Here is a 19,860-nt window from a genome sequence, read left to right as displayed (position 1 = left end):
CGCCATGTCATGATCGCGCCCACCCAACGCTTTCATGGCAAGCTCGTGAGCAACTTCCTGTCCTTTCTGCTTCTGAATTTCGGGCTGCTGGCAGCCGTGCTGGCCGTATGCGGGCTGTGCCAATGGATCTGGCCGGACACTGCGCTGAAGCGCCGGAGCATGTGCACGCTGACCGCGATCTCCGCACTAACGCTCGACGCGGCGTTGACGTTTCTGGTTTTCTCCGACGCACGAAACCGCTACGGCCAGTTCAGCAACGCCGACGCGTTCGTGGTCCGCGCGCTCGCCTACGTCGCAGCCGGTGCGATTGCCGTGTGCGGTATCGAGCTGTTGCACCGCGCGCGGATCAAGTCGAACACGCCGCCGCATCTCGTCATCAAAACGTCGCCGTACACGGATTCCCGCTTGCCGATGTAAGCCGCACATCGCCAGCGCTCCGCACGAGCGAAATCAAAAAAAACACAAAAAAAAGGCGTCGCGATTCGACTCGCGACGCCTTTTCGCATCCGGAGCGCCAACCGTAAAACGGTCAGCGCTTCGACGCGCGACGATCCACTCAGCGGCCGCCCGCTGTCGGCGGCGACTTGCGGAACACTTTCCACAGCGCGCCGAGCAACACCGGCACGATTGCCGCGCCGATCCCGACCAGCACGATCAGATTCAGGTACTGGCGGATAAACGGGATATTGCCGAAGAAGTAGCCGAGCAACACCAGCAGCAACACCCAGAACAGCGCGCCGGCGATGTTGAACAGCTGGAAGCGGCTGAACGTCATTCGCGACACACCCGCAACGAACGGCGCGAAGGTGCGCACGACCGGAATAAAGCGCGCGAGCACGATGGTCTTGCCGCCGTGTTTCTCGTAAAAATTGTGCGTTTTCTGCAAAGCCGTGCGATCCAGAAAGCGCTCCAGCACCGGGATATGCGACTCGAACACCTTCGGCCCGATCGCGCGTCCGATCATGTAGTTCAGCGTGTTGCCGCCCGTCGCGCCGACGAACAGCAAAATCAGCAGCAGACCGAGATTCATCTCGCCGGTCGCGCAAAACGCACCGCCGATGAACAGCAGCGAATCGCCCGGCAGAAACGGCAGCACCACGAGGCCGGTTTCGCAAAACACGATCAGGAACAGCACCGCGTAGACCCACGCGCCGTACTGGTGGATGAAGACCCCGAGAAACTTGTCGATGTGCAAGACGAGGTTTGCGAACTGAAGCAACGTGTCCAAAAGGGTTCCTTAATGATCGACCGGTGACGGGAACGGCCAGCGTCGTGGCCCGCGTGAAAGCGGCGGCGTACGATGCGCCGCCGACCGAAATTGACCGCGCCATGATACCGAAAGTGCCCGCACGCGCCTGAGAAAAAAATGTGGCAATTCGTGTCTGCCGGGCGCACCCGGCGTCACGTGCGCGGCGTCGGTTGCGCCGCGATCCGACGGACGAAGCCGGGTCGCGCGAGTCGTTATAATTCGTCCATGTCCGAATTCTCCGAAAATGCCGTCGACGCGCTGTCATCCGGCGCATCGTCGCCGTCGGCCGCTGCCGACGCCACCGCTTCCATCGCCGCCACGCGGCCGTTGCGCGCGATCCAGCCGCTGCCCGATCAACTGATCAGCCAGATTGCCGCCGGCGAAGTCGTCGAGCGGCCGGCGTCGGTGGTGAAAGAATTGCTGGAAAACGCGCTCGATGCGGGCGCGCGCGCGCTGCGCATCGTGCTCGACGAAGGCGGCGTCAAACGCATTGCCATCACCGACGACGGCTGCGGCATCCCCGAAAGCGAATTGCCGCTCGCGCTGATGCGCCACGCGACCAGCAAGATCCGCTCGCTCGCGGAACTCGAATCCGTCGCGACCCTCGGGTTTCGCGGCGAAGCGCTCGCGTCGATTGCGTCGGTGGCGGAGATGTTCATTACGAGCCGCACCGGCGACGCGCCGCACGCGGTGAAGATCGATGCGCAGACTGGCGTGTTGAGCCCCGCCGCGGGCACGCAAGGCACGACCATCGAAGTGCGCGAGTTGTACTTCAACACGCCCGCGCGCCGCAAATTCCTGAAAACCGAACAGACCGAACTCGGCCATTGTCTGGAGATGATCCGTCGCGCGGCGCTGTCGCGGCCGGAAGTCGCGATCTCGGTGCTGCACAACGGCCGCCCGGTCGAACACTGGAACGCGACCGATCCCGCCAGCCGCGTCGCAAAAATTCTCGGCGAAACCTTCGCCACCGCGCATCTGCCGCTCGACGAAAGCGCCGGGCCGCTGGCCGTGTTCGGTTGCGCCGGCCTGCCGACCGCAAGCCGCGGCCGCGCCGACCAGCAGTATTTCTTCGTCAACGGCCGCTTCGTGCGCGACAAGCTGCTCACGCACGCGGTGCGCGCAGCGTATCAGGACGTGTTGCACGGCGATCGTTATCCGTCGTACGTGCTGTTCCTCGATTTGCCGCCCGAAGCGGTGGACGTGAACGTGCATCCGTCGAAAATCGAAGTGCGTTTCCGCGACTCGCGCTCGATTCACCAGTTCGTGTTTCACGCGGTGCAGCGCGCGTTGGCGCGTCACGCGGGGGCGTCGCCGGAAACCACGTCGGGCGGCCACTCGGCGCAGATCGCGCCGGTCGCCGCGAATCCGGCGTCGTTCGGCGCGACCCCGTTGGGCGGTGGATTCGGCAACACGGCCGGCATCGGCGCGGTGGCGGGGATGACTTCCGGCGGCTTCGGCGGCGGTTCAGGCGGTTCGTATAGCGGCTCGAACGGCGGTTTCGGCAGTTCGGGCACCGGCCACGCGCAGCCCGGCAATACCTGGTTGCGGCAATCGCGGATGACCCAAGGCACCTTGCCCGTCGCGCAACCGCTCGCGCTGTACGACGCGCTCTACGGCGGACGACGCGACGTCGGCGCAGGCACCGCCGACGGCACCACGACGCTCGAAGCGCGTGACGGCGCCTCGGAAGCGCCATCGTTTTTCGGTGCACCGTTCGGCGGCGCAGCGCCGATGCCGATGTCGGACGAGCAACCGCTCGGTTTCGCGCTCGGCCAGATCCACGGCATCTACGTGCTGTCGCAAAACGCGCGCGGCCTCGTGATCGTCGATATGCACGCGGCGCACGAGCGCATCCTGTACGAGCAGTTCAAGAGCGCGATGGCCGATCGCGCTATCGCCGTGCAGCCGTTGCTGATCCCGTTGACGATGACCGCCGACGCGATCGAAATCGGCATCGTCGATGAAGCGCGCGACACGCTCGACGCGCTCGGCTTCGACCTCGCCGTGCTGTCGCCGACCACCATCGCGATTCGCGCCGTGCCCGCGTTGCTGAAAGACGCCGATCTGCAAGCGCTCGCGCGCGCCGTCCTCGCCGATCTGCAGGCTTACGGCGCGTCGCGCGTGCTGACCGAGCGCCAGCACGAACTGCTCGGCACGCTCGCCTGCCATCACGCCGTGCGCGCGAACCGTCGTCTGACGCTCGATGAAATGAACGCGCTGCTGCGCCAGATGGAGGCGACCGAGCGCGCCGATCAATGCAACCACGGGCGTCCGACGTGGTATCAGCTGACGCTGTCGGATCTCGACCGCCTGTTCATGCGCGGCCAATGAGCGAGTCGCGGATGACGGCGAATTCGCCAACCCCTGTTGCCTGCCTGCTCGGTCCGACCGCGTCGGGCAAGACTGCGGCCGCGCTCGCATTCGCGTCGCGGCGGCCGGTCGAAATCATCAGCGTCGATTCGGCGCTGGTGTATCGCGGAATGGATATCGGCACCGCGAAGCCAAACGCGGCCGAACTGGCCGCCGTGCCGCATCATCTGATCGATATCGTCGATCCGCTGGATGCTTATTCCGCCGCCGATTTTCGCGCCGACACGTTGCGCCTCGTCGCCGACATTACGGCGCGCGGCCGCACGCCGTTGCTGGTGGGCGGCACGATGCTGTACTACCGCGCGCTGACCCAAGGCCTCAACGATTTGCCGTCGGCCGACGCCGAGGTTCGCGCGTCGCTCGATTCCGACGCGGCCCGCGACGGCTGGCCGGCGTTGCACGCGCGGCTCGCGCAGGTCGATCCCGTGACGGCTGCCCGTCTCGCACCGAACGACTCGCAGCGGGTCCAGCGCGCGCTCGAAGTGTTCATGCTGACGGGACACACGATGTCCGCGTTGCTGGCCGCGCCCGCCCGCATCGACGACGCCGCGCGCGACTGGCGCTTCGTGCCGGTAGCGCTGGAGCCGTCGGATCGCAGCGTATTGCACGCCCGGATCGAACGACGCTTCGACGCGATGCTGCGGGATGGATTCTTGGCCGAAGTGGAAGGCTTGCGCGCGCGCGGCGATTTGCATCTCGGTTTGCCGTCGATGCGCTGCGTCGGCTATCGACAGGCCTGGGAATATCTCGACGGCGCGTGCGACTATCCGACGATGCGCGACAAAGGCGTGTTCGCGACGCGGCAGCTGTGCAAGCGTCAGTTGACCTGGCTGCGCGGCATGGAACGCACGGTGGTGGATTGCTGCGCGGCCGATGCGACGGAGCGTGCGGTGCGCGCGGTGGAATCGGTGTTGCGGACGCCGGAAACCTGAACGGGTCGCGCTGGAACACGCGGCGTCAGCGGCGACAACGAAAAAGGCCGTCCAGGATCACCTGGACGGCCTTTTTCAGAACAGCAGCGGAATCAGCCTAAAACTTAGACCACCACCGTTTGCGCTTCGCCCGCTTGCGATTCGCGGATCACGCCGATCGTCCAGACCTGTTCGCCCGCCGCCGACAGCAGGCCGGTCGCCTGTTCCGCCACGTCGGCCGAGACGATCACCGCCATCCCGATCCCGCAATTGAACACGCGATGCATCTCGGCATCTGCCACGCCACCATGCTTTTGCAGCCATGCGAACAGCGGCGGCAGCGGCCAAGCGCGATGATCCAGCTCGGCGGTCAGGCCTTCGCGCAGCACGCGTGGAATATTCTCGACCAGGCCGCCGCCGGTGATGTGGGCCATGCCCTTCACTTCGACCTGCTGCATCAACGCCAGCAGCGGCTTCACGTAAATATGCGTGGGCGCCATCAGCGCGTCGGCCAGCGAACGGCCGTCGAAATCGGCGTTCAGATCCGGCTGCGCGCGCTCGATCACCTTGCGCACCAGCGAAAAGCCGTTCGAGTGGATGCCGCTCGATGCGAGGCCCAGCACGACGTCGCCCGGCTTGATCGTGCTACCGTCGATGATCTTGCTCTTTTCCACCGCGCCGACCGCAAAACCGGCCAGATCGTATTCGCCGTCCGGATACATGCCCGGCATTTCAGCGGTTTCGCCGCCGATCAGCGCGCAACCCGCGAGTTCGCAGCCTTGAGCGATGCCTTTCACGACCGTCGCCGCGGTCGCGACGTCGAGCTTGCCGCATGCGAAATAGTCGAGGAAGAACAGCGGCTCGGCGCCTTGCACGAGAATGTCGTTGACGCTCATCGCGACCAGATCCTGGCCGACCGTGTCGTGCTTGTTCAGCTGGAACGCCAGGCGCAGCTTGGTGCCGACGCCGTCCGTGCCCGAAACCAGCACCGGCTCGCGGTACTTTTTCGGCACTTCGAACAGTGCGCCGAACCCGCCGATGCCGCCCAGCACGCCGTCACGCAAAGTCTTCTTGGCAAAGGGTTTAATTGCGTCGACGAGGGCGTCGCCCGCGTCGATGTCCACGCCGGCGTCGCGATACGACAAACCTTGGGCGTCAGAGGCGGATTTCGGTTGATTCATGGGGAAGAGCGAGAAGGTCGGTAAAATACGATTTTAACCGATGACGGCCGCTTGGCTGGAATTTGCCGCTGTCGGGTCCGACGACACCAAAGAACAACCTTGCAGCCGAACTCTCCGATTCCTACGCCGTGTCCGCGCCACCCGATAGTCGGCGTGCTTTATACGTAGAAATCGCCTTCGGCCCATTTTCCGGTTTTATGACTGTGCTTCGTCAATTGACGCTCGATCTCGGCACCCCGCCGCCATCGACATTCGACAACTTCTTTGCCGGCGCGAACGCTGAACTCGTCACGCGCCTGCGCGAACTGGACACGGCGCTCGCCGCCGGTCCGGTGCCCGATCGCTCCTTTTATATCTGGGGCGAAACCGGTTGCGGCCGTACTCATCTGTTGCAGGCGCTGGTTCACGAAGCGCCGCCCGGACACGCGCATTTCGCCGGCCCGCAGAGCAGTCTGGCCGCGTTCGCGTTCGATCCGCGCGTCGCGCTGTATGCGATCGACGATTGCGACCGCCTGTCTGGCGCGCAGCAGATCGCGCTATTCAATCTGTTCAACGAAGTGCGTGCGCATCCGACCAGCGCGCTGGTCGCCACCGGCAACGCCGCGCCGATCGGGCTCGCGGTGCGTGAAGACCTGCGCACGCGGCTCGGCTGGGGTCTGGTGTTCCATCTCGCGCCGCTCGCCGACGAAGGCAAAGCCGCCGTGCTCAAGCACGCCGCGAAAGAGCGTGGCATTGCCCTCGCCGACGACGTTCCCGCCTATCTGCTGACGCATTTCCGGCGCGACATGCCGAGCCTGATGGGCCTGCTCGACGCGCTCGACCGCTTCTCGCTCGAGCAGAAACGCGCCGTCACGTTGCCGCTGTTGCGCACGATGCTGGCCTCGCCCGGCGTCGACGATCCGCGAACCGCTAACGCTTCAGCCGCTTCAAGTAAAATAGGCCCCCATGACTAACCTCGCTCTCTTCGACCTCGACCACACGCTCATCCCCACTGACAGCGACCACGAATGGGGCCGCTTCATGGTGAAGCACGGCATGGTCGACGCCGAAAGCTTCGCGCGTGAAAACGACGCCTTTTTCGCCGACTACAAAGCCGGCCGGCTCGATATTCACGCGTACCTGGTCGCGATGCTGACGCCGCTGACGAAATACTCGCGCGCGGAGTTGTCCGATCTGCACAAGCGCTACATGAACGACGTGATCGTGCCGACCATCGCACCGGTCGCGCTCGAACTGGTGCGCGAACATCGCGACGCCGGCGATCTCTGCTGTATCGTCACCGCTACCAACGAATTCATCACCGGCCCGATCGCCGACGTGTTCGGCGTCGACAAGCTGATCGGCTGCGAAGTGGAAACCACCGACGGCCAGCCGCATTCGCCGTTCACGGGCCGCCCAACCGGCACGCCCAGCTACAAGGAAGGCAAGATCGTGCGTACCGAGGCATGGCTCGCGTCGCTCGGCAAAACGTGGTCCGACTTCGATCGCAGTTATTTCTACAGCGATTCGCACAACGATATCCCGTTGCTCGAAAAAGTCACGGACCCGATCGCGACCAATCCCGATGACACGTTGCGCGCCCACGCGCAATCCAAAGGCTGGCGCATCCTCGAACTCTTTCAACCCTCGTGATCAAAAAACTCATCCGCAAGCTGTTCGGACAGGATCCGGCCTCCGGCGACGACACTTCGACGCCCCCGGAAGATTGGCGCGCCTCACGCGACGCCGAAGACACCCGCCACGCTGACGCGTCCGGCGAGCACACCTCCACTCCCGCGAAACCGCGCAAGAAGCCGGCGCGCCCCGCCGTCAAGACCGCGCGCGATCCCGACACGCCGGTGATCATTCCCGCCGACGTCCACGGCATCGACCCGTCGCTGATTTCCCGCAACGCGATTCGCGTGACCGAAGGTCTGCAACAGGCCGGTCATCGTGCGTTTATCGTCGGCGGTGCGGTGCGGGATCTGCTGCTCGGGATCGCGCCGAAAGACTTCGACGTCGCGACCGACGCCACGCCGGATCAGGTGCAAAAGCTGTTCCGCCGCGCGCGGATCATCGGTCGCCGGTTCCAGATCGTGCACGTGCAGTTCGGCCAGGAAATCATCGAGACCTCGACGTTCCGCGCGCTGGTCGATCCGCCCGCCGCCGACGCCGCGCCGCCGCGCCGTCTGAAGCGCGACGAACTCGATCGCCGCACGCACGCGGTAGATGCGAGCGGCCGCGTGTTGCGCGACAACGTGTGGGGCGAGCAGCACGAAGACGCCACGCGTCGCGATTTCACGATCAACGCGATGTACTACGATCCGGCCACGCAGACCGTGCTCGACTATCACAACGGTATGGCCGACATGCGCGCGCGCCTGCTGCGGATGATCGGCGATCCTGCCACGCGTTATCGCGAAGATCCGGTGCGGATGCTGCGTGTGGTGCGCTTCGCAGCGAAACTCGGCTTCGAGATCGAAGACGCGACCCGCGCGCCGATCGTCGAGATGGCCGACCTGATCAACAACGTGCCCGCCGCGCGTCTGTTCGACGAAATGCTGAAGCTGCTGCTGTCGGGCCACGCGCTCGCCTGCCTGAAGCGACTGCGTCAGGAAGGTCTGCATCACGGTCTGCTGCCGCTGCTGGACGTGGTCCTCGAACAGCCCACCGGCGAGAAATTCATCACGCTCGCGCTGACCAACACGGATGCGCGCGTCGCCGCGGGCAAGCCGGTGTCGCCGGGTTTCCTGTTCGCGACGCTGCTGTGGCACGACGTGCAACAGCGCTGGCAACAGTACGAAGCGAACGGCGAGTATCCGGTTCCCGCGCTGCATCGCGCGATGGACGACGTGCTCGACATGCAGACGGAAAAGCTGGCGATCCACAAGCGCTTCTCCGCCGACATGCGCGAAATCTGGGGTCTGCAATTGCGCCTCGAAAAACGCTCGGGCCGCAGTGCGCTGAAGCTGCTGGAACACCAAAGATTTAGAGCAGGGTATGATTTCCTCCTGTTGCGCTGCGCGTCGGGCGAACTCGACGAAGCGGTCGGTGTCTGGTGGACCGAGTTCAGCGAAGCCGACCCCACAGCGCGCGAAACCTTGCTCACGCAAGGCGGCAAGGATCGCGCACCACGCAAACGCCGGCGCCGCAGCGGCGCACGACGCAAGGCGGAAGGTGCCATGGAAGGCGGCTCGGGTAGCGAGCAACCAGCGGACGACGCGGACCACGACTCAGACCACGACGACGGTCCGCACGAAAGCTGACGCACGCGCCCCGGTCGTCGTCGAACGAAAGTTGCAGGAAGTTATGCCATGACGGTTGCTTATCTCGGCCTCGGCGCGAACCTCGGGGATGCGCGCCAGACCCTGAAAGACGCGGTGGTGTGTCTCGCACAACAGCACACCATCGCCGTGCTCGCCAAATCGAGCCTCTATCGCACCGCGCCGATCGACGCGGGCGGCGATGACTACTTCAACTGCGTCGTGAAGATCGATACGACGTTGACGCCCCATCGTCTGCTGGCGTTATGCCAGCAGATCGAACATCACTTCGGCCGCGAGCGTCCTTACCGCAACGCGCCCCGCACGCTCGACATCGACATCCTGCTGTTCGACGAGCAATCCATCGAAGAACCCGACCTAATCGTGCCGCACCCGCGTCTCACCGAGCGCGCGTTCGTGCTCGTGCCGCTGCTCGAAATCGACGCTGCATTGACCATTCCGCAACAAGGCCGCGCCGACACGTTCCTCGCGCACGTCGCCGATCAGCGCATCGAAAAAATGAAATCGCCGTGTCAGTGTCCGATGCTCAACGCGCTGTCCGCGAATGACGCCGGCGAACCCGCCGACGCAGCGAACGGCGCGTCCGCGAAAGGCCGCTGCTCATGAACGCGACGCCGCTGACGGTCACCGCACCGGATTTCCGCGCACCGTTCCAATACCTCGCAATCGAAGGGCCGATCGGCGTCGGTAAGACGTCATTGGCGCGTCGGCTGGCCGAACGCTGGTCGATGAGCACGCTGTTCGAACAGCCGCAGGACAATCCGTTTCTCGAACGCTTCTATCGCGACACCGCGCGTTACGCGCTGCCGGTCCAGCTGCATTTCGCGTTGCAGCGCGCGCAGCAGGCGCAAGAAGTGGCGACCGCGCAAATCCAGCGCACGCCGCTGGTCGCGGATTTCATGACGCAGAAGAACGACATCTTCGCGCGGCTGACCTTGCAGGACGACGAATGGCAGCTGTATCGCGCCCTCGCCGCCCGCATCGACACACCCGCGCCCGCACCCGATTTCGTCGTCTATCTGCAGGCGAGTCCGGAAGTGCTGTTCACGCGCATCCAGAAGCGCGCGATCCCGATGGAACTGCATATCAGCGACGCCTATCTGCGCGCGCTGTGCGACGCGTACAACGAGTTTTTCTATCACTACGACAGCACGCCCGTGCTGACGGTCAACGCGGAACATCTGAACCCGCTCGAATCGGACGCAGACCTCGCGCTGCTCGCCGAACGCATCGAAACGATGCGCGGGCGTAAAGAGTTCTTTGTCAAAGGCACCGCGCTGTAAGTGCAACCGCTTCGGCGGTCGTCCGGCTCACCGCGCGTGCTCCCTCTTTTTCACGGATTCACCTATGACGTATTTGCAGGAAACGAGTCGCAAAGCCATCACGGTGCCGAAGCTCCAGGCGATGCGCGACGCCGGCGAAAAGATCACGATGCTGACCTGCTACGACGCGAGCTTCGCTTCGTTGCTGGATCGTGCGGGTGTCGACACGCTGCTGATCGGCGATTCGCTCGGCAATGTCGTGCAGGGACATACCACCACGTTGCCGGTGTCGCTCGCCGACATCGCGTATCACACCGCGTGCGTGGTGCGCGCGAAGCCGTCGGCGCTGATCATTGCCGATTTGCCGTTCGGCACCTACGGCACGCCCGAGGACGCGTATGCGAGCTCGGTCGAACTGATGCGCGCGGGCGCGCAAATGGTCAAACTGGAAGGCGGTGAATGGCTCGCCGATACCGTACGGTTTCTGATCGAACGCTCGATTCCGGTCTGCGCGCACATCGGGCTGACGCCGCAATCGGTGCACGCGTTTGGGGGCTTCAAGGTGCAAGGCAAGACCGAAGCCGGCGCAAACCAGTTGCTGCGCGACGCACGCGCATTTCAGGATGCGGGCACGCAACTTCTGTTGATGGAAGCGATTCCCACGCTGCTCGCCAGCGAAGTGACGCAACAGGTTTCGATTCCGACAATCGGCATCGGCGCGGGAATCGACTGTTCGGGTCAGGTGTTGGTGCTTCACGACATGCTGGGCATTTTCCCCGGCAAGCGACCGCGTTTCGTGAAGGATTTCATGCAAGGGCAGCCGAACATTTTCGCGGCCATCGAGGCCTATGTTCGTGCGGTCAAGGACGGTTCGTTCCCCGGTCCGGAACACACGTTCTAAGCGTCCGGCGCCGCTCGTCTAGCGCGTCTGCGGCGTATCGAGCAGGCGCGCCGGCATTGCACCGCGCAGCGCGTTACAGATCATCAACGCTTCGGCGTTCAGCACATCGTCCCGCGACAGCACACGCTCGGCGGCGCCCAGAGCGGGGTCGTCGAGCAGCACGCTGCGCATCACGCCCGGCAGCACGCCCACGCGCAACGGCGGCGTCCACCACTGGCCGTCCAGCTTCACGAATACATTCGAACGGCCGCCTTCGGTCAACTCGCCGCGCTCGTTGAAAAACAGCATGTCGAACGCGCCGTGTGCTTCGGCTTCGTGCCAGCCGCGGTCGTATTCGGCGCGGCGCGTGGTCTTGTGCAGCAGCAACGCGTCGCCGGATTGCATCGTCGCAAAACCGTGATCCGGTCCGAGCAGCACGCCGGCCGTTTCGTCGTGCAACGGCGCGAGCAAACCCGTCACCAGATCGACATTGCCGTGTTTATCCAGCGCCAGCCGCACTCGATGAGCGCTCCCGGCCGGCAACGCCGCGCACTGCGCGGCGAGTTGCGCGCGAACCGTGGCTTCGTCGAAACGGAACGCCAGATAGGTAGCGCTGGCTTCGAGCCGCGCCAGATGACGTTCGAGATGACGCACGCCGGTTTCACGGGTCGCGTACATCGTTTCGAACAGTTCGAAGCCGGGATCGGCCTCGGTGACAAAGCGTGCTTTCAATGTGCACTCCGCGAATTCATCGGCCGCGACGCTGTCGAGCACGATGCCCGCACCGATGCCCATACGCCCTCGCCGCGCGCCCGCTTGCGCCGACGCGTCGAGCGTCAACGTACGGATCGTGACCGAGAGACAAAAATCGCCGCAATCGTCGGCGGTCGCGACGCTCGGAATCAGCGCGGGCATTCCGCTGTTGACGGGCGCGTCCAGCCAGCCGATCGCGCCCGTGTAGAGACCGCGCGGCGTGCTTTCCAGCGCGTCGATCAATTGCATCGTGCGATGCTTCGGCGCGCCCGTGATCGAGCCGCACGGAAACAGCGCGCGAAGAATCGATGCGAACGATGTGCGGGCGCGCAACCGGCCCTGAACGGTGGACGTCATTTGCCACACCGATGCGTACGGCTCGACCGAAAACAGCGCCGGCACCGACACCGAGCCGAGCTCCGCCACCCGCGACAAATCGTTGCGCAGCAGATCGACGATCATCACGTTTTCCGCGCGATTTTTCGGATCGCTGCCGAGAAAATCGGCGGCCGCCCGATCGGTAACCGGGTCGGAAGAACGGGGCGCGGTGCCCTTCATCGGGCGCGTGCGCAGCATCGCGCCGTGCTTCTCGATAAAGAGTTCGGGCGAACACGACAGGATCCATTCGTCGTCCGGCAACGCGATCAGCGCGCCGAACGGCACCGGCTGACGCGCGCGCACGCGGCGATACAGCGCGGTCGGCGACCCGAACACGTCGAAACCGAGCCGGTACGTGTAATTGACCTGATACGAATCGCCATTGCACAACGCTTCGTGAATCGACGCGATCGCATGCTCGAACTGCGCCGCGTCGACGCTCGCCCGCACCCCGCCGATCCCCGCCGCCGACGGCACCACCGCGCCGCCGTCCTGTTGCGCAAGCCACGCGTCGGTCTCATCGGCCGACAGCTTCACGCAGCGTTCGAACAATAAAAAACGCAACGAGGCATCGCCGCGCTGCGTTTCGTGATCCTGCCGGGTGTGCTGATGTTGCGTGCCGAGCTGCATGTCGCGGCCGAACGCGTAGTCGGCCAGCATTACGGCAAACAGCCCGCCGTTGATGTCGGCGGACACGTCGTTGCACACGGCTTCGAGCTGCGCCGGATTCGCGCAGCGTCTTTGATGCAGATAGCCTGTGTACAGACGACTTGTCCGTCGCTCATCCGTCGAGCCGGAATCGTCGAGCAGCGCGAACACTGCGCTGCGCGCATCCACCGTCATACGTGCCGCCTACTTCAGTTCACCGTCAATCGAAAAAGCTCTTCACACGGTCGAACCAGCTTTTGCTTTGCGGGCTATGCCGTGCTCCACCTTCGACAAGCGACTTCTCGAACTGTTGCAGCAATTCGCGCTGGGGGTCCGTGAGCTTGACCGGCGTTTCGACCTGCACGTGAACGTAGAGGTCGCCGGCGATGCTCGAACGCAAGCCCTTGATGCCCTTGCCGCGCAGACGGAACGTCTTGCCCGACTGCGTGCCTTCGGGCACCGTGAACGTTGCGCGACCTGCGAGCGTCGGCACTTCGATCTCGCCGCCAAGCGCTGCCGTCGTGAACGGGATGGGCATCTGGCAATGCAGATCGTCGCCATCGCGCTCGAACACCGTGTGCGCCTTGATATGAATCTCGACGTACAGATCGCCCGACGGGCCGCCGTTGATGCCCGGTTCGCCGTTGCCGGCCGAACGGATCCGCATGCCGTCGTCGATCCCTGCCGGAATCTTCACTTCGAGCGTCTTGGTTTCCTTCACCTTGCCCGCGCCGTGGCAATGCGTGCACGGGTCGGGGATGTAGGTGCCGGTGCCGTGGCACTTCGGGCAGGTTTGCTGGATGCTGAAGAAGCCTTGCGACATCCGCACCGAACCCGAGCCGCTACAGGTCGGGCAGGTTTCCGGCTTGGTGCCGGGCTTGGCGCCCGCGCCGTGACAGATTTCGCACGAAACCCAGCTCGGTACGCGGATTTGCGTGTCGTATCCGTGCGCAGCCTGTTCGAGCGTGATTTCCATGCTGTAGCGCAGATCGGCGCCGCGATACACCTGCGGACCCGCGCGACCGCCGCGTGCGGCGCCACCGGCCGCCTGGCCGAAGATGTCGCCGAAAATATCGCCGAATGCGTCTGCAAAACCGCCGAAGCCCTGCGCGCCCGCGCCGCCCATATTCGGATCGACGCCCGCGTGACCGTACTGGTCATAAGCCGCGCGCTTCTGCGAGTCCGAGAGCATTTCGTAGGCTTCTTTCACCTCTTTGAACTGCTCTTCCGAATCCTTGTTGCCCGGATTGCGGTCGGGGTGGTGCTTCATCGCGAGCTTGCGATAAGCCTTCTTGATTTCGTCGTCGCTCGCATTCTTTGCGACGCCCAGAACCTCGTAGTAATCCCGTTTCGCCATATCGGTTCAACGCCATCCGCGCGATGCACGCGGCGGCTCCTTTTGAATGCTGGAGTCTCGCGACTCGTCCGGCCGCCATTTTTGCCGCGAATTCGCGGTTCGAACAGCGCCCTCCATAAAACAAATGTGCCCGGAGAGCCCAAAAGGCTCACCAGGCGCGTTCACCGCTTTAGCGCAAGCCGCGCCCGTCAAGGCGCGACCCGCTTTTGCCGGGCCGCGCACAGTGGTGTGCGCGGCTTTACGGTCTGACTGCAACCCGGCTTTAGTCTTTCTTCACTTCCTTGAACTCGGCGTCGACCACGTCGTCGGCCTGTTGCTGGCCAGCGCTGCCTGCCGATGCGCCTGCTGCACCTGCCGCGCCGGCTGCCGCACCTGCTGCGCCCTGCTCAGCCTGCATCTCGGCGTACATCTTTTCACCGAGCTTTTGCGACGAGGTTGCCACGGCTTCGATCTTCGCTTCGATCGCGGCCTTGTCGCTCGCGCCGCTCTTCAGCGTGTCTTCGAGGTCCTTCAGCGCGGTTTCGATCTTTTCCTTCTCAGCGGCTTCGATCTTGTCGCCGTACTCGGTCAGCGCCTTCTTCGTGCTGTGGACCAGCGCGTCGCCCTGATTGCGGGCATCGGCCAGTTCGCGCAGCTTATGGTCTTCCTCGGCGTTCGCCTCGGCATCCTTCACCATTTTCTCGATTTCAGCTTCCGACAGACCGGAGTTCGCCTTGATCGTGATGCGGTTTTCCTTGCCGGTCGCCTTGTCTTTCGCGCCGACGTGCAAGATGCCGTTCGCGTCGATGTCGAAGCTCACTTCGATCTGCGGCACGCCGCGCGGTGCCGGCGGAATACCTTCGAGGTTGAACTCGCCCAGCAGCTTGTTGCCCGCTGCCATTTCGCGCTCGCCCTGGAACACCTTGATCGTCACGGCGCCCTGATTGTCGTCAGCCGTCGAGTAGACCTGAGCGTGCTTGGTCGGGATCGTGGTGTTCTTGTTGATCATCTTCGTCATCACGCCGCCGAGCGTCTCGATACCGAGCGACAGCGGGGTCACGTCGAGCAGCAAAACGTCCTTACGGTCGCCCGACAGAACCTGACCTTGAATCGCAGCGCCAACCGCCACGGCTTCGTCCGGGTTCACGTCACGGCGCGGATCCTTGCCGAAGAATTCCTTAACCTTTTCCTGCACCTTCGGCATACGCGTCATACCGCCGACCAGGATCACGTCGTCGATCTCGCCGACCTTGACGCCTGCATCCTTGATTGCGGTGCGGCACGGTTCGATCGTGCGTTCGATCAGTTCTTCGACCAGCGCTTCCAGCTTGGCGCGCGTGATCTTCAGGTTCAAGTGCTTCGGACCCGATGCGTCGGCCGTGATGTACGGCAAGTTGATTTCGGTCTGCTGGCTCGACGACAGTTCGATCTTCGCCTTTTCAGCCGATTCCTTCAGGCGTTGCAGCGCGAGCACGTCTTTCGACAGGTCGACACCTTGTTCCTTCTTGAACTCGGAAATGATGTAATCGATGATGCGCTGGTCGAAGTCTTCGCCGCCGAGGAACGTGTCGCCGTTCGTGGACAGCACTTCGAACTGCATTTCACCGTCGACGTCGGCGATTTCGATGATCGACACGTCGAACGTGCCGCCACCCAGGTCATACACCGCAATCTTGCGGTCGCCCTTTTCAGCCTTGTCCAGACCGAACGCGAGCGCGGCTGCGGTCGGTTCGTTGATGATGCGCTTGACTTCCAGACCCGCGATGCGGCCCGCGTCTTTGGTTGCCTGACGCTGGCTGTCGTTGAAGTACGCGGGAACCGTGATCACAGCTTCCGTGACCGGCTCGCCGAGGTAGTCTTCAGCGGTCTTCTTCATCTTGCGCAGCGTTTCCGCCGAGATTTGCGGCGGTGCGAGCTTCTGGTCGCGCACTTCGATCCATGCGTCGCCGTTATCGGCCTTCATGATCTTGTACGGCATCAGACCGATGTCTTTCTGCACTTCCTTTTCTTCGAAGCGGCGGCCGATCAGGCGTTTGACCGCGTACAGCGTGTTTCTCGGGTTCGTGACCGACTGACGCTTCGCAGGCGCGCCGACGAGAATTTCGCCGTCTTCCATGTAAGCGATGATCGACGGCGTGGTACGCGCGCCTTCCGAGTTCTCGATCACCTTGACCGAGTTGCCTTCCATGATTGCCACGCACGAGTTGGTCGTGCCGAGGTCGATACCAATGATTTTGCCCATTTTACTGATCTCCTGATCTTTGATCGCTGCGGCGACTGCCTTGCGCCATCTGGCTGAGAGGCAATCTGCCGACAAATTCGTAACCTGCACTCAACATAAGTGCGACCGCATCGATTTCAAGACCTCTTTTACGATGCGGTCTTTAAATTTTTTCAATCGGTTGCGGGGATTTTGGCCCGCGCCGCCGCTACTGCCGCCTCGAACTGCGCGAAACCGTGCCAGCCGGTCGCGCGGCCAAGCTGTTTGCCGCGAAAAAAGAAGAACCACGTGGGGACGCCGTGAAGCAGAAAGCGCCGCCCAAGCTCGCGGTGTTCGTACACGTTGCTATGAAACCATCTGAGGCCGAGCGCGTGAATCGCGTCCGGCCGGGCCAGCATCGCTTTCTTCGCGATCTCGCAGTTGAAGCAGTCCAGCCCCCAAAAGAACACGACGGCAAGTTCGTCGCCCGCACCGGCCAACGCGGCGTCGAGCGACGCCCCACTCACTTCCTGCATATCGAATACGGCGAAAGCCGTAGCGTCAACGGGAATGGCGGTCATGGCTGAACTCCACCCAATTCGTGCCGTTTCAGGACGGCGCGCTGCAAGATCGTGGCCTTCACGCAGAGCGGCCGTCACCCGAAGGCGCGGCCGCGAACGTGGCGCTTACTTCGGCGCGGCGACCGTCACCAGCGCCGGACGCAGCACGCGGTCGGCGATCACGTAGCCCTTTTGCAGCACGGCGACCACGGTGTTGGCTTCCTGCTCGGCGGGCACCATCGAGATGGCCTGATGACGATGCGGATCGAACTTCTCGCCAACCGGATTCAGCGCGACCACGCGGCCTTTTTCCAGCGCGCCGGTGAGTTGGCGCAGCGTGAGTTCGACGCCTTCGCGGACCTTTTGCAGGTCGTCGGACGAGTGCGCGACGGCGGCTTCGAGGCTGTCGATCACCGGCAGCAGATGTTCGGCAAAGCTTTCGATCGCGAACTTATGCGCCTTGGTGACGTCTTCCTGCGCGCGGCGGCGGACGTTTTCCGTTTCCGCCTTGGCACGCAGGAAGCTTTCCTGGAGTTCGGTGATTTTGGCCTGTGCTTCCGCCAGCGCGGCGTCTACGCCTGCGGACGCGGCTTCGGCGGAAGTGGCTTCCGGCTGACCGGCAGCGGCGGCCTCTGCGGCCTGGCGCGCGGCTTCGTCGGCGGGCGTCGGATTCTGGCTCGTCGGGTTATCTTGCGTGTTTTCCATGTCGCTGAAAGTCGTTAAAGGTGGAAGCTGAGATGATGGTGAAGCAAGCTGCGCAGCCTTGGCCGCACGTTGCATCGGCGCCACACCACCATCGACCGTCGAGGGTGGAGATTAGGTCGCAAATGCTGTTTTCAAGCCAAGCGGAACAACTTTTCGCACCGGCGATGTGCAGCGGAAATGACCGGTTACAACCATTTCGAAACGATTCGCAGATTGAGATTGAGTGGCGTGGATGGCTCGCCTAAACTCCAATCATGCACTGAAAAAGGCACGTTTACCCTAGGCTAACGGTTTCATTACGGCAGCCAGTGCACACAGCGCTTTTCCCTCCGTTTTGATACCCGTTGCCAGCGTCCCTTGGGGAACACCGTGAAACTGACCTTTGCCATCTCCGTGGTCGCGCTGGTACTGATAGCGGGGACCACGACCATCTGCATGTCAGGTGCCGTGAACGAGCACACCACGGAATACGGCGGCGTGCACGCCACGATGGAGCAACTGTTCAATCCCCACCTGAAAGTTTGTCGATAGTCCGGCGGTCGCGTTTGGTCGGCCGGCCGTGCAATGCGGCGGCAGGCTCACGATACGTCTTGCGCCGCTCCAGTTCCACCTCCCGCTTCGCCTTGCTGTCGCCGGTCTCCGCGTAAAGCGTTTGCGCAATGCTCGCCGGGCCACGCACGTCGCAGATGCCCAGCACTTCGATCTGCCATACGATCCGCTCGATATCGATCTCGACCAGGTCGCCGACGCGCACGTCTTTCGCCGGCTTGACCGCCGCCCCGCCGATCCGCACGCGACCTTTCTCGACCGCGTCCGCCGCCAGCGAACGTGTTTTGAAAAAGCGCGCCGCCCACAGCCATTTATCGATGCGCAAGCGGGCGCCGGGTTCGGTAAAAATCTTGTAGTTCATGCGTATTCCAACCTCAAAAGACGCAAAACGCACAGCCGGACGACCAGCCTGATGTCACGCGGCGATCGCGCCGGGCAACTGCACCGCCTGAACCGGCCAGCCCTGCAGATTCTGCGCGACGATCTCGCCGAGCGCAGCAATGAACGCCTGCGACGCGTTCACGCACGGAATCCGGTGGAAATCCTTGCCGCCCGCATGCAAAAACTCGTCGCGCACTTCCAGACCGATTTCCTCGATCGTCTCCAGACAGTCAGCCGTAAAGCCCGGACAGAAAACATCCGCACGACGCACGCCCGCCGCACCCAGTTCTTTCAGCGTCGGCGCGGTGTACGGTTGCAGCCATTCGGCCTTGCCGAAACGCGACTGGAACGTGATCCGGCATTCCACCGGCGTCAGCTCGAGCGCGTGCATCAACAACGCACCCGTCTGCTGACATTGCTCGTGATACGGATCGCCGAGGTCGAGCGTGCGCTTGGGTACGCCGTGAAAACTCAAAATCAGTTTGTCGCCGGCCGCGAAATCCGGACGGCCGTGTTGATGCCAGTAATGATGGACTTGCGCGGTCAACGCGGCGATATAAGCCGGATGATCGGCGTACTGGCGGATAGTGCGGATTTCCGGCTGGTTGCGCATGCGCTTGAGCGCGGAGAAAGCGTCGTCGAACGCGGTTGCCGTCGTGGACGACGAATATTGCGGATACATCGGCACCAGCAGCACGCGCTCGGCGCCCGCCAGCTTCAGTTGATTGAGCATGGCCGGGATGCCTGGCGTGCCATAGCGCATCGCGTAATCGACCAGCACGTTGTAGTCGTTCAGCTGCAACAGATGACGCAGCGCTTCGGTCTGTTTCTCGGTGTACACGCGCAGCGGCGAGCCTTCGGGCATCCACACGGCCGCATATTTTTTTGCGGACGCACGCCCGCGAAACGGCAGGATCAACCCGCGCAGAATGATCTGCCACAGCAATGCGGGAATCTCGACCACCCGCGGGTCGGACAGGAATTGCGCGAGATAGCGGCGCACCGCGCGCGGCGTCGGCGCATCGGGCGTGCCGAGGTTGATCAGCAGCACCGCGACACGATGTGACGTAGCCGGCTGCGACGGCAGCTCGAGGTCGAAACGCATAGGCGCAAGGTCAGCCGCGACAGGCGGCGAAACGGTTCAGGTGGGATTCATTATAGCGGCGCGCCCTCATGCCCATACCCTGGCCGTTTGGCCGATTGGCGCAGCGCGCGAGGCCGTGCATGATCT

At 63.5% G+C, this 19,860-nt stretch carries 18 protein-coding genes; 9 read left to right on the top strand and 9 right to left on the bottom strand.

What is annotated here, in order from left to right:
* Positions 1 to 9: 9 nt before the first annotated feature.
* Complete coding sequence (locus tag PW947_RS23560) at positions 10 to 417, top strand: hypothetical protein (RefSeq protein ID WP_299634815.1); 408 nt, start codon at positions 10 to 12, stop codon at positions 415 to 417.
* 139 nt (positions 418 to 556) lie between these two features.
* Here PW947_RS23560 and PW947_RS23555 read toward each other — a convergent pair whose 3' ends face one another.
* On the bottom strand, positions 557 to 1,228 hold the full coding sequence (locus PW947_RS23555) for a VTT domain-containing protein (protein ID WP_299634814.1): 672 nt from the start codon (positions 1,226 to 1,228) through the stop codon (positions 557 to 559).
* A gap of 246 nt (positions 1,229 to 1,474) precedes the next feature.
* Between PW947_RS23555 and mutL the strand changes: the two genes are divergently transcribed.
* Positions 1,475 to 3,583, top strand: coding sequence for a DNA mismatch repair endonuclease MutL (gene mutL / locus PW947_RS23550; RefSeq protein WP_299634813.1), 2,109 nt, complete (start codon positions 1,475 to 1,477; stop codon positions 3,581 to 3,583).
* A gap of 11 nt (positions 3,584 to 3,594) precedes the next feature.
* Positions 3,595 to 4,554, top strand: a complete 960-nt coding sequence (miaA, locus tag PW947_RS23545; RefSeq protein ID WP_299634812.1) for a tRNA (adenosine(37)-N6)-dimethylallyltransferase MiaA — start codon at positions 3,595 to 3,597, stop codon at positions 4,552 to 4,554.
* A gap of 104 nt (positions 4,555 to 4,658) precedes the next feature.
* Here the strand turns inward: miaA and purM are convergent, their stop codons facing one another.
* Positions 4,659 to 5,714: a phosphoribosylformylglycinamidine cyclo-ligase gene (gene purM, locus PW947_RS23540; protein WP_299634811.1), complete on the bottom strand. Its 1,056-nt coding sequence runs from the start codon at positions 5,712 to 5,714 to the stop codon at positions 4,659 to 4,661.
* A 197-nt stretch (positions 5,715 to 5,911) separates the two neighbouring features.
* On the opposite strand from purM, the gene hda reads away from it, so the two are divergent.
* From hda to panB, 6 genes are all read left to right on the top strand, one after another.
* Positions 5,912 to 6,667, top strand: a complete 756-nt coding sequence (gene hda / locus PW947_RS23535) for a DnaA regulatory inactivator Hda (RefSeq protein WP_299634810.1) — start codon at positions 5,912 to 5,914, stop codon at positions 6,665 to 6,667.
* The gene (locus tag PW947_RS23530) at positions 6,660 to 7,346 is read left to right on the top strand and encodes an HAD family hydrolase (protein WP_299634809.1); all 687 of its coding nucleotides are present in this window, start codon (positions 6,660 to 6,662) and stop codon (positions 7,344 to 7,346) included. The genes hda and PW947_RS23530 overlap by 8 nt, the downstream gene beginning before the upstream one ends.
* Positions 7,343 to 8,959, top strand: coding sequence for a polynucleotide adenylyltransferase PcnB (gene pcnB, locus PW947_RS23525; protein ID WP_299634808.1), 1,617 nt, complete (start codon positions 7,343 to 7,345; stop codon positions 8,957 to 8,959). Before PW947_RS23530 ends, pcnB begins: the two co-directional genes overlap by 4 nt.
* Before the next feature lie 48 nt (positions 8,960 to 9,007).
* On the top strand, positions 9,008 to 9,583 hold the full coding sequence (folK, locus tag PW947_RS23520) for a 2-amino-4-hydroxy-6-hydroxymethyldihydropteridine diphosphokinase (RefSeq protein ID WP_299634807.1): 576 nt from the start codon (positions 9,008 to 9,010) through the stop codon (positions 9,581 to 9,583).
* Positions 9,580 to 10,260, top strand: a complete 681-nt coding sequence (locus PW947_RS23515; RefSeq protein ID WP_299634806.1) for a deoxynucleoside kinase — start codon at positions 9,580 to 9,582, stop codon at positions 10,258 to 10,260. The genes folK and PW947_RS23515 overlap by 4 nt, the downstream gene beginning before the upstream one ends.
* A gap of 64 nt (positions 10,261 to 10,324) precedes the next feature.
* Positions 10,325 to 11,140, top strand: a complete 816-nt coding sequence (panB, locus tag PW947_RS23510) for a 3-methyl-2-oxobutanoate hydroxymethyltransferase (RefSeq protein WP_299634805.1) — start codon at positions 10,325 to 10,327, stop codon at positions 11,138 to 11,140.
* Positions 11,141 to 11,158: 18 nt separating this feature from the next.
* Here the strand turns inward: panB and pabB are convergent, their stop codons facing one another.
* The 7 genes from pabB to hemH all read right to left on the bottom strand — a co-directional run bounded on the left by pabB (position 11,159) and on the right by hemH (position 19,734).
* Positions 11,159 to 13,093, bottom strand: coding sequence for an aminodeoxychorismate synthase component I (gene pabB / locus PW947_RS23505; protein WP_299634804.1), 1,935 nt, complete (start codon positions 13,091 to 13,093; stop codon positions 11,159 to 11,161).
* 25 nt (positions 13,094 to 13,118) lie between these two features.
* Entirely contained in the window at positions 13,119 to 14,255 is a 1,137-nt protein-coding gene (dnaJ, locus tag PW947_RS23500; RefSeq protein WP_299634803.1) for a molecular chaperone DnaJ, read from the bottom strand.
* Positions 14,256 to 14,517: 262 nt separating this feature from the next.
* Positions 14,518 to 16,476 carry a molecular chaperone DnaK gene (dnaK, locus tag PW947_RS23495; RefSeq protein ID WP_299634802.1) on the bottom strand — a complete coding sequence of 653 codons (1,959 nt, stop codon included), beginning with the start codon at positions 16,474 to 16,476 and terminating at the stop codon, positions 14,518 to 14,520.
* Between the two features lie 152 nt (positions 16,477 to 16,628).
* Positions 16,629 to 17,015, bottom strand: a complete 387-nt coding sequence (locus PW947_RS23490) for a thioredoxin family protein (RefSeq protein ID WP_299634801.1) — start codon at positions 17,013 to 17,015, stop codon at positions 16,629 to 16,631.
* 105 nt (positions 17,016 to 17,120) lie between these two features.
* Positions 17,121 to 17,699 (bottom strand): nucleotide exchange factor GrpE, encoded by a 579-nt coding sequence (grpE, locus tag PW947_RS23485; RefSeq protein WP_299634800.1) that lies wholly within the window; start codon positions 17,697 to 17,699, stop codon positions 17,121 to 17,123.
* 502 nt (positions 17,700 to 18,201) lie between these two features.
* Positions 18,202 to 18,609, bottom strand: coding sequence for an RNA-binding S4 domain-containing protein (locus tag PW947_RS23480; RefSeq protein ID WP_299634799.1), 408 nt, complete (start codon positions 18,607 to 18,609; stop codon positions 18,202 to 18,204).
* A 54-nt stretch (positions 18,610 to 18,663) separates the two neighbouring features.
* The gene (hemH, locus tag PW947_RS23475; RefSeq protein WP_299634798.1) at positions 18,664 to 19,734 is read right to left on the bottom strand and encodes a ferrochelatase; all 1,071 of its coding nucleotides are present in this window, start codon (positions 19,732 to 19,734) and stop codon (positions 18,664 to 18,666) included.
* Positions 19,735 to 19,860: the final 126 nt, after the last annotated feature.

Origin of the sequence: Paraburkholderia sp., assembly GCF_028283785.1 — a bacterium.
Taxonomy (GTDB): domain Bacteria; phylum Pseudomonadota; class Gammaproteobacteria; order Burkholderiales; family Burkholderiaceae; genus Paraburkholderia.
The sequence above is the reverse complement of the archived record's forward strand: the minus strand, read 5'-3'. Positions and strand labels throughout refer to the sequence as shown.

Bases quoted from the DNA above. Each gene is read 5' to 3' on its own strand.
- PW947_RS23480 (WP_299634799.1), bottom strand. From the start codon at position 18,609: ATGAACTACAAGATTTTTACCGAACCCGGCGCCCGCTTGCGCATCGAT.
- pabB (WP_299634804.1), bottom strand. From the start codon at position 13,093: ATGACGGTGGATGCGCGCAGCGCAGTGTTCGCGCTGCTCGACGATTCC.
- dnaJ (WP_299634803.1), bottom strand. From the start codon at position 14,255: ATGGCGAAACGGGATTACTACGAGGTTCTGGGCGTCGCAAAGAATGCG.
- folK (WP_299634807.1), top strand. From the start codon at position 9,008: ATGACGGTTGCTTATCTCGGCCTCGGCGCGAACCTCGGGGATGCGCGC.
- purM (WP_299634811.1), bottom strand. From the start codon at position 5,714: ATGAATCAACCGAAATCCGCCTCTGACGCCCAAGGTTTGTCGTATCGC.
- grpE (WP_299634800.1), bottom strand. From the start codon at position 17,699: ATGGAAAACACGCAAGATAACCCGACGAGCCAGAATCCGACGCCCGCC.
- hda (WP_299634810.1), top strand. From the start codon at position 5,912: ATGACTGTGCTTCGTCAATTGACGCTCGATCTCGGCACCCCGCCGCCA.
- PW947_RS23560 (WP_299634815.1), top strand. From the start codon at position 10: ATGATCGCGCCCACCCAACGCTTTCATGGCAAGCTCGTGAGCAACTTC.
- PW947_RS23530 (WP_299634809.1), top strand. From the start codon at position 6,660: ATGACTAACCTCGCTCTCTTCGACCTCGACCACACGCTCATCCCCACT.
- dnaK (WP_299634802.1), bottom strand. From the start codon at position 16,476: ATGGGCAAAATCATTGGTATCGACCTCGGCACGACCAACTCGTGCGTG.
- miaA (WP_299634812.1), top strand. From the start codon at position 3,595: ATGACGGCGAATTCGCCAACCCCTGTTGCCTGCCTGCTCGGTCCGACC.
- mutL (WP_299634813.1), top strand. From the start codon at position 1,475: ATGTCCGAATTCTCCGAAAATGCCGTCGACGCGCTGTCATCCGGCGCA.
- PW947_RS23515 (WP_299634806.1), top strand. From the start codon at position 9,580: ATGAACGCGACGCCGCTGACGGTCACCGCACCGGATTTCCGCGCACCG.
- panB (WP_299634805.1), top strand. From the start codon at position 10,325: ATGACGTATTTGCAGGAAACGAGTCGCAAAGCCATCACGGTGCCGAAG.
- hemH (WP_299634798.1), bottom strand. From the start codon at position 19,734: ATGCGTTTCGACCTCGAGCTGCCGTCGCAGCCGGCTACGTCACATCGT.
- PW947_RS23490 (WP_299634801.1), bottom strand. From the start codon at position 17,015: ATGACCGCCATTCCCGTTGACGCTACGGCTTTCGCCGTATTCGATATG.